The organism is Achromobacter sp. GbtcB20, from assembly GCF_019091095.1.
Taxonomy (GTDB): domain Bacteria; phylum Pseudomonadota; class Gammaproteobacteria; order Burkholderiales; family Burkholderiaceae_B; genus Achromobacter; species Achromobacter mucicolens.
Window position 1 is genome coordinate 1 of sequence record NZ_JAGXJZ010000655.1, and the last position, 257, is coordinate 257.

Here is a 257-nt window from a genome sequence, read left to right on the forward strand (position 1 = left end):
GCTGTACGAGCCGGGCAAGCTGACGTACGAGCAGGTGCACGACGCCGTGCTGAACGTGGCGCGCTACGACGTGTTCATGCTCTCGGAGGCCATGCTGTCGGGCGTCGCGGCGCGCCTGGCGCGCATGCTCGACGGCCTGAAGGGAGAAGGCGAGGCGCTGCCGCTGGTGCTGTGGGCCGACAGTGAAGAAATCCGCACGCTGCTAAAATTGAAGCCGGGGATGGCGCAGGGCAGGCCGCTGGGCGCGCTGATGAAGG

At 67.7% G+C, this 257-nt stretch carries 1 pseudogene; it reads left to right on the forward strand.

Annotated features, from left to right (window positions below):
• A pseudogene (locus KVT32_RS30600) lies at positions 1-257 on the forward strand (DNA polymerase III subunit delta); the annotation flags it as partial.